Here is a 7,910-nt window from a genome sequence, read left to right as displayed (position 1 = left end):
TGGCTAAACTGATGGTGCACGGAAAAGTCGCCCGGCAAAACCTGGCGCGCGGGGTTGCGCGGCTGGCGGCGGCGGTCGAACCCACGCTCGGGCCCAAGGGGCTCAACGCGATGGTGGATCGCCCGGTCGGCACACCGCTCGTCACGCGCGACGGGGTGAGCATCGCGTCCGAGATCGAACTCAGCGACCGCTTCGAGAACATGGGGGCGCAGGTCGTCCGCGAGGTCTCGATGCAGACCAACGACGTGGCGGGCGACGGTACCACCACCGCCATCGTGCTGGCGAACGCCTTGATCCAGAACGGCGTCGAGCTGACCGAAAACGGCGTGCGCCCGGTGGATCTCTGCCGCGGCATCGACCTCGCGGTGCAGACCGTCGTCGATGCCATCGACGCCTCGTCCCGCGACTGCGACGACAACCCCGCCTATCTCGAGGCGGTGGCGCGCGTTTCCGCCACCGATCCCAAGCTCGGCGGGCTGGTGGCCGAGGCCTATCACCGGGTCGGGCGCGACGGCGTGATCTCGGCCGATTTCGGGGTGACCATCGACACCACCATGGAGGTGGTCGAGGGCATGTCCTTCGAGCGTGGCTACATCTCGCACCACATGGTGACCGACCGCGATCACATGGAGGCGGTGCTGCGCCATCCGCTGATCCTGATGACCGACCAGAAGATCCTCAAGCCCGCCATGCTCGACAGCGCCCGCCGGATCGCCGACGAGGAGAACCGCCCTCTGCTGATCATCGCCGAGGAGATCGCGCCAGAGGTGATCATCACCCTGCTGGGCGACGGCGGCGCCGGGAAGTACCTGATCGTGCACCCGCCGGAATACGGCCACTGGCGGCAGGCGATGCTGGACGACCTCGCCATTCTGACCGGCGGCGAGGTGCTGGCCCGCGATCTCGGCAAGAAGATCGAGACCGTCACCCGCGCCCAGCTCGGCGGCGCCGAGACGGTGCGCACCCATGCCTCGCACACCAGCATCCTGCGCGGCGAGGGCGACCCCGAGGCGATCCGCGCCCGCCGGGCGCAGGTCCAGCGCCAGCATGACGCGGCCCCGCCCAACATCGAGAAGGACAAGCTGCGCGAGCGCATGTCCAAGCTCACCGGCGGCAGCGCGATCATCTACGCCGGCGGCTTCACCCCGGTCGAACAGAAGCGCACGATCCAGCTGATCGAGGACGCGCTCTGCGCCGTGCGCGCCGCGGCCGAGGACGGCGTCGTCGCCGGGGGCGGCACCGCGCTCGCGCAGATCGCGCCCTGCCTCGATACGCTCTCGGTTTCGGGCGACATGGCCCGCGGCGTGGCGCTGGTGCGGTCGATCCTGACCCAGCCGGTCCGCCGCATCGCCCGCAACGCCGGGGCCGATGCCGACACCGTCGCGGAGAAGGTCGTCAGCGCGCCCAAGGACCACGGCTACAACGCCTCGACCGGCGAGTTCGGCGACATGTTCGAGGCCGGGATCATCGACCCCGCCCGCGTCCCCGCCAGCGCGCTGGTCAACGCAGCCTCGGTCGCGACGCTGATCCTCACCACCGAGACGCTGATCGGCGATCTCGACGAGGGCGAGGCGGATCCCACCGAAGGCCCCGCACTCGGCGGCGGCGCCGAGCTCCTGGGACGCAAGTAGGCCCCCGACACATATCGGGCTGCCGTCCCCGCGGCAGCCCGTTCAGCCAGAAGGAACCAGGATATGAAAGCAGCGAGACTCTACGAATACGATCCCGCGATGAACGTGCAGCTGAAGATTGAAACCGTTGCCCCTCCCACAATCACAGCTCCCGACGAGGTGATCGTTAAGGTCGGTGCGGCAGGCCTTTGCCGTACCGACCTCCACATCATTGAAGGCGTCTGGAAGAACATCATGGACGTCGAGGGCAGCCTGCTGCCCTACACCATGGGCCACGAGAATGCCGGCTGGGTCGAGGATGTCGGCAGCGCCGTCACCTCGGTCAAGCCCGGCGACGCAGTGATCTGCCACCCGTTCAACGCCTGCGGCATCTGCCTGAGCTGCCGCTACGGCCACGACATGTATTGCGATCACGGCAAGTTCCCGGGTCTCGGGCTCGACGGCGGCTTCGCCGAGTACTTCAAGACCAACGAGCGCTCGATCATCAAGCTGAACACCGGCATCACGCCGCTCTCGGTGGCGCCCATGGCCGATGCCGGCATCACCGCATACCGGGCTGCCAAGAAGGCCGCGAAACTGCTGCATCCGGGCGGCTACTGCGTGCTGCTGGGCATCGGCGGGCTCGGGCACATCGCGCTTCAGGTGCTCAAGCACACCTGCGGCGCGCGAGTGATCGCGGTGGATCAGGAACCGGGCGCGCAGCAACTCGCCAAGGAGCTCGGCGCCGACATCGTCATCGCGGGCGGCGCGAACCTCGTGGAAGAGGTCAAGGACCTCACCGGCGGCGGCGCGCACGTGGCCATCGACTTCGTCGGCGAGCACGGCACCGAGAACCTGTGCTGGAAGCTCCTGCGGCAGGGCGGCGAGCTTATCATGGTGGGCTACGGCGGCACGGTCGAGGTGCCGACGCTCGAGCTTGTCGCCAACGAGATCAAGATCGGCGGCAGCCTCGTGGGCGATTTCGTCGAGCTGGTCGAGCTGATGGAGATGAACGCCGACGGCAAGGTGAAGATGCACCAGACCGAGTACAGCCTCGACAACATCAACCTCGCGATCTCGGACTTCAAGGCGCGCAAGTTCACCGGGCGGGGCGTCATCGTCCCCTGAGCCGACAGGCGGTCCCGGTGACTGCCCGGCGGCCGGCACTCCTCGGCCGGCCGCCTCCGCGCAAGCGACAAGACCATCCGCGGCGAGGTCCGCCCCCGCGACCGCCCCGCCCCAGATGAGAAACACCCCAGGGAGAGAAGAATGGACGGAAACGACATGAAGATGACCGGCGGCTGTCCGGTCATGCACAACGCCACGAACCGTGCGGGACGCAGCAACAAGGACTGGTGGCCGAACCAGCTGAACCTGCGCATCCTGAACCCGGGCGGCGGCAACCCGATGCCCGAGGGCTTCGACTACGGCCGCGCCTTCGAGGCGCTGGATCTCGACGCGGTCAAGGCCGACCTCACCGCGCTGATGACCGACAGTCAGGACTGGTGGCCCGCCGATTACGGCCATTACGGCCCGTTCTTCATCCGCATGGCGTGGCATTCCGCCGGCACCTACCGCACCGCCGACGGGCGCGGCGGCGCCTCGACCGGGACACAGCGCTTTGCGCCGCTGAACTCCTGGCCCGACAACGGCAACCTCGACAAGGCCCGCCGCCTGCTTTGGCCGCTCAAGGAGAAGTACGGCAACGCGCTGAGCTGGGCCGACCTGATGATCCTCGCCGGCAACGTCGCCATCGAGAGCATGGGCGGGCGCACCTTCGGCTTCGGCGGCGGTCGCTCCGACATCTGGGAGCCCGAGGAAGACATCTACTGGGGCTCCGAGACCGAGTGGCTCGCCACCTCGGACCAGCCCAACAGCCGCTATTCCGGCGAGCGCGACCTCGCCGACCCGCTGGCCGCGGTGCAGATGGGGCTCATCTACGTGAACCCCGAGGGGCCCGACGGCAATCCCGATCCCCTCGCCTCGGGCCGCGACATCCGCGAGACCTTCGCCCGCATGGCGATGAACGACGAGGAGACCGTGGCGCTGGTCGCCGGCGGTCACACCTTCGGCAAGGCCCATGGCGCGGGCGACCCGGCGCTGGTGGGTGTCGAACCCGAGGCCGGTCCGCTGCAGGCCATGGGGCTCGGCTGGCTCAACGGCCACGGCACCGGCAAGGGCGTGGACACCACGACCTCGGGCATCGAAGGCCCTTGGACGGCGCACCCGACGCGCTGGGACATGGGCTATTTCGACGTGCTATTCGGATATGACTGGGAGCTGACGAAAAGCCCCGCCGGAGCACAGATCTGGCACGCCAAGGATCTCGCCGACGCCGACCACGCCCCCGAGGTCGACGGTTCGGAGAAGAAGGTCCCGATCATGATGACCACCGCCGACATGGCGATGCGCATGGACCCGATCTACGGCCCGATCTCCAAGCGCTTCCACGAGAACCCCGACCAGTTCGCCGAGGCCTTCGCCCGTGCATGGTTCAAGCTCACCCACCGCGACATGGGACCGAAGGCCTGCTACCTCGGCAAGGAGGTGCCGGCCGAGGAACTGATCTGGCAGGACCCGGTGCCGCCGGTGGATCATCCGCTGATCGACGCCGCCGACATCGCCGCGCTGAAGGCCGATATCCTCGGCTCCGGCCTGTCGGTGGCTGACCTGGTCTGGACGGCCTGGGCCTCGGCCTCGACCTTCCGCGGATCCGACCGGCGCGGCGGTGCCAATGGCGCGCGCATCCGCCTCGCCCCGCAGAAGGACTGGGAGGCCAACGATCCCGCCCGCATCGCCCCGGTGCTCGAGACGCTGGATGCGATCCGGTCGTCGTTCAACGGCAGGGCTTCGGGCGGCAAGAAGGTCTCGATCGCCGACCTCATCGTGCTCGGCGGCGCGGCAGCCATCGAGGCAGCGGCGAAGGCTGGTGGCCACGACATCGAGGTGACCTTCACCCCGGGCCGCACCGACGCCACCGAGGCGCAGACCGACGCCGCCTCCTTCGAGCCCATGGAGCCCCTGACGGATGGCTTCCGCAACTACCAGAAGGCGAGTTTCAGCTACCCGGCCGAGGCGCTGCTGATCGACCGGGCCCAGCTTCTGACGCTGAGCGCGCCGGAGATGACAGCGCTGGTGGGCGGGCTGCGGGCGATCGGGGCGACCCATGGCAGCGACGGCGTGCTCACCGAACGCCCGGGCGCGCTGACCGCGGACTTCTTCGCCAACATCCTCGACGCCGGCACCGAGTGGCTTCCGACCGACGGGACCGAGACCCGATTCGAGGGCCGGGACCGCACCACCGGCGCTCCGAAGTGGACCGGAACGCGGGTCGATCTGGTCTTCGGCTCGAACTCGCAGCTCAGGGCGCTGGCCGAGGTCTACGCCAGCCGCGGCAACGAGCGGCTGTTCATCGACGCCTTCGTGACGGCCTGGACCAAGGTGATGAACGCCGACCGGTTCGAGCTTTCCTGAGCGTTTCCGCGGGGATCGCTCCCCGCCGCACCCCCCGTACGGAGGCCGGTCGCCCCGGCCTCCGAAGCACCGGGCGACCGCGTCGCGGGACCCGGTCAGGAGCCTTGTGCCAGCGCGTGTTCGCAGGCCGTTGCCAGTGTCTGCAATCCGCTCACTCTTTGACCATGCGCGCCCAATCGCCGCACTTTGACGTGGCGTAAATGTGCATGGGATGATAGCTTTTCCGATGGGAGGACGACGAGGTGGATATTTTTTCAAAGCGCGACGGACCGCGTTCCGAAGACGTGCGTGCCAAGCGCCTGATATCCGAAAACGCCGGCACGATCCGCAAGCTCGCGGATCAGATCAGCAATGGCGGCTTCACCAAAATGCGCCAGGATCAGGCGCGGCGGCGGGAAGCGCCGAAGCCGGAAGGCCTCCTCATTTACGATTTGTCGGCACCATCCAGCCCGGCGGAACCGGACCCTCATGTCCGGATCAGCCTGAACGGCCGTGTCGTGCTTGTAGACCGAAACAGCGGCAGACAGCTCCAGCTTCTCGGAGAGCTCCGCCGCACAATCCGGTCAAGGAAGTTTGTACTGGCGACGGAGGACAACGGCTTCCTTTCGCCCGTCAGCGACGACATCCGCGCAGCGCTCGAACCGCTCGAGAACGCCGAGCTGGGCCCTGACCTGTCCGAGGACGACCTGCGTCGAGGGGTCTCGGACGGGCTCGGGCTGACGGCGGAGACGGACACGCAGCGACGCGCCTCTGACGCCGAAGCCGAGAAAGATGACGGTACACCCGACGATGACTCGAGCGAGCTATTATAGCAGAGCAAGCAAGGAAATGAGCGGCTTGACAGACACAGTTCAAGGTCAGCCCCTTGACCGTGAGATCCGGATGGCCTGGGAAACCTTCGTCACCTCCGGCCACCCGGCCGAGGCCAGAAGCGACCACGTCCGGGACGACATCCTCGCCTCGTGGCTACGCAGCATGGAAATGGGCGTGGATGCCGCTACCCTCGCCTCGCGCAAGATCAGCGACGAGGACGAGATCGCGCTGAGGCGCCAGCACAACGCACATCTGCGGCGCGCCGCCTCTGCCGCGTTCCGGCGTCTTGAACCCCACCTCAGCGATGCCAAGTCGATCATGCTTCTGGCCGACGACCAGGGCGTGATCATCGACGCCATCGGCGACGCCTCGGTGCTGGACAACGGCCAGGGCATCCATCTCGAGGTCGGCGGCCAGTGGAACGAGAAGACCGTCGGCACCAACGGCATCGGGACAGCGCTGAAGACCGGCAAGCCGATGTACGTCCACGCCGCCGAGCATTTCGTCGAAGGCGTTCAAGCCTGGACCTGCGCCGGTGCGCCGATCCGCAACCCGTTCGACAACTCGGTGATCGGCGTGGTCGACCTCTCGGGCCCGCCCGACATCTTCCGCCGCCACAACATCGCGCTGGTGCTCGCCGCCGCGCGTGAGATCGAGATCGCCCTGGCCGAACAGCAGCGGCAGGACCGGACCCAGCTGCTCGAAGCCTTCCTGCAGTCGAAGTACAGCCAGGCGGACAATTCCGTGCTGCTGCTCGACCGCAACGGGCGCATCCTGTTCCGCCGCGGCGTCGACGAGACCACGTTCCCGTCCTCCGACAAGCTGTTGGTCGGGCAGAAGCTGCTTCCCGATCTCGAGGCGTTCAACGCCAAGGACCTCCCCACCCTGTTGCCGCCCAATGTCGAGGCACAGGGGCTCGAGCGGCTGGTGCTCGACAACGACTACCGCGGCGCCGCGCTGTTCCTGAAATGCGACCGCTCGCTCCGGCGACCCGAGATCGGTGCCCGGCGCATCCAGCCCCGGCCCAACGTCTCGGAAGAGCCGATCCACATCGTCTGCGCCTCGCCCAAGATGCTTGAGGCCATCGAGCTGGCCGAGCGCGCCGCGCAGGCCAATGTCTCGGTGCTGATCCAGGGCGAGACCGGCGTCGGCAAGGAACTCTTCGCGCGGCTGATCCACAGCCGCCTCGGCCGGCCGGACTCGCCCTACGTACCGGTGAACTGCGCCGCGATCTCGAACGACCTGATCGGCGCCGAGCTTTTCGGCTACGTCGACGGCGCCTTCACCGGGGCCGCGCGCGGAGGCCGGGCCGGCAAGTTCGAGCAGGCGAACGGCGGGCTGCTCTGCCTCGACGAGATCGGCGACATGCCGATCGAGCTGCAGCCCTACCTGCTGCGGGCGCTGGAGCAGCGCGCCATCTACCGCATGGGCGACAGCAAGCGGCGCCCGGTCGACGTGCGGCTCGTGGCGATGACCAACCGCGACCTGCGGCAGGAGATCGAGAAGGGCAAGTTCCGGCGCGACCTGTTCTACCGCATCGGCGTGGTCACCATCGAGGTGCCGCCCCTGCGCGAGCGCGGCAGCGACATCCTCGCGCTGCTGGAACATTTCTCGGACCATTTCGCCAAGGAAACCGGCCGGCCCAAGATGAGCTTCGGAGCGGACGCGCTGAAGATGCTCGCGTCCTACCGCTGGCCCGGCAACGTGCGCGAGCTGCGCAATGCCGTGCAGCGGATATACCTCGTGTGCTCCGACCCCGTCGTCACCGTGAAGGACCTGCCGCCCGAACTGCGTGACGACTTCGACGAATCCGAGGAGGATTCGCTGGAGAGCATCCTGAGCGGCAATTCCGGCGATCTCGAGAGCATCGAGGCCAGCGCCATCCGCCGGACCATCGCCGCCGAGAAGGGCAACCTCACGCGCGTGGCCGCCGTGTTGGGGATCTCGCGCCCCACGCTCTACCGCAAGATGCGGCAGTACCGCATCGACCGCTCCGTCGGCCGCCCGGACTGA

Annotated in this window: 5 protein-coding genes; all 5 read left to right on the top strand. The window is 67.9% G+C overall.

Going from position 1 to position 7,910, the window contains the following annotated elements; translation table 11 throughout:
* Positions 1-11 precede the first annotated feature (11 nt).
* The 5 genes from HC022_RS04250 (at position 12) to HC022_RS04230 (ending at position 7,910) form a co-directional block, all read left to right on the top strand.
* Positions 12-1,631, top strand: a complete 1,620-nt coding sequence (locus HC022_RS04250) for a molecular chaperone GroEL (protein WP_167451469.1) — start codon at positions 12-14, stop codon at positions 1,629-1,631.
* Positions 1,632-1,694: 63 nt separating this feature from the next.
* Positions 1,695-2,738, top strand: a complete 1,044-nt coding sequence (locus HC022_RS04245) for an NAD(P)-dependent alcohol dehydrogenase (RefSeq protein ID WP_008884339.1) — start codon at positions 1,695-1,697, stop codon at positions 2,736-2,738.
* Positions 2,739-2,879: 141 nt separating this feature from the next.
* Positions 2,880-5,084 (top strand): catalase/peroxidase HPI, encoded by a 2,205-nt coding sequence (katG, locus tag HC022_RS04240; RefSeq protein WP_167451468.1) that lies wholly within the window; start codon positions 2,880-2,882, stop codon positions 5,082-5,084.
* 242 nt (positions 5,085-5,326) lie between these two features.
* Complete coding sequence (locus HC022_RS04235; RefSeq protein WP_167451467.1) at positions 5,327-5,896, top strand: hypothetical protein; 570 nt, start codon at positions 5,327-5,329, stop codon at positions 5,894-5,896.
* A gap of 70 nt (positions 5,897-5,966) precedes the next feature.
* The gene (locus tag HC022_RS04230; protein ID WP_167451466.1) at positions 5,967-7,910 is read left to right on the top strand and encodes a sigma-54-dependent Fis family transcriptional regulator; all 1,944 of its coding nucleotides are present in this window, start codon (positions 5,967-5,969) and stop codon (positions 7,908-7,910) included.

This window comes from Salipiger sp. HF18, from assembly GCF_011806505.1.
Taxonomy (GTDB): Bacteria; Pseudomonadota; Alphaproteobacteria; order Rhodobacterales; family Rhodobacteraceae; genus Salipiger; species Salipiger thiooxidans.
Note: the sequence above shows the minus strand (reverse complement) of the source record. Positions and strands in the feature narration are given on the sequence as shown.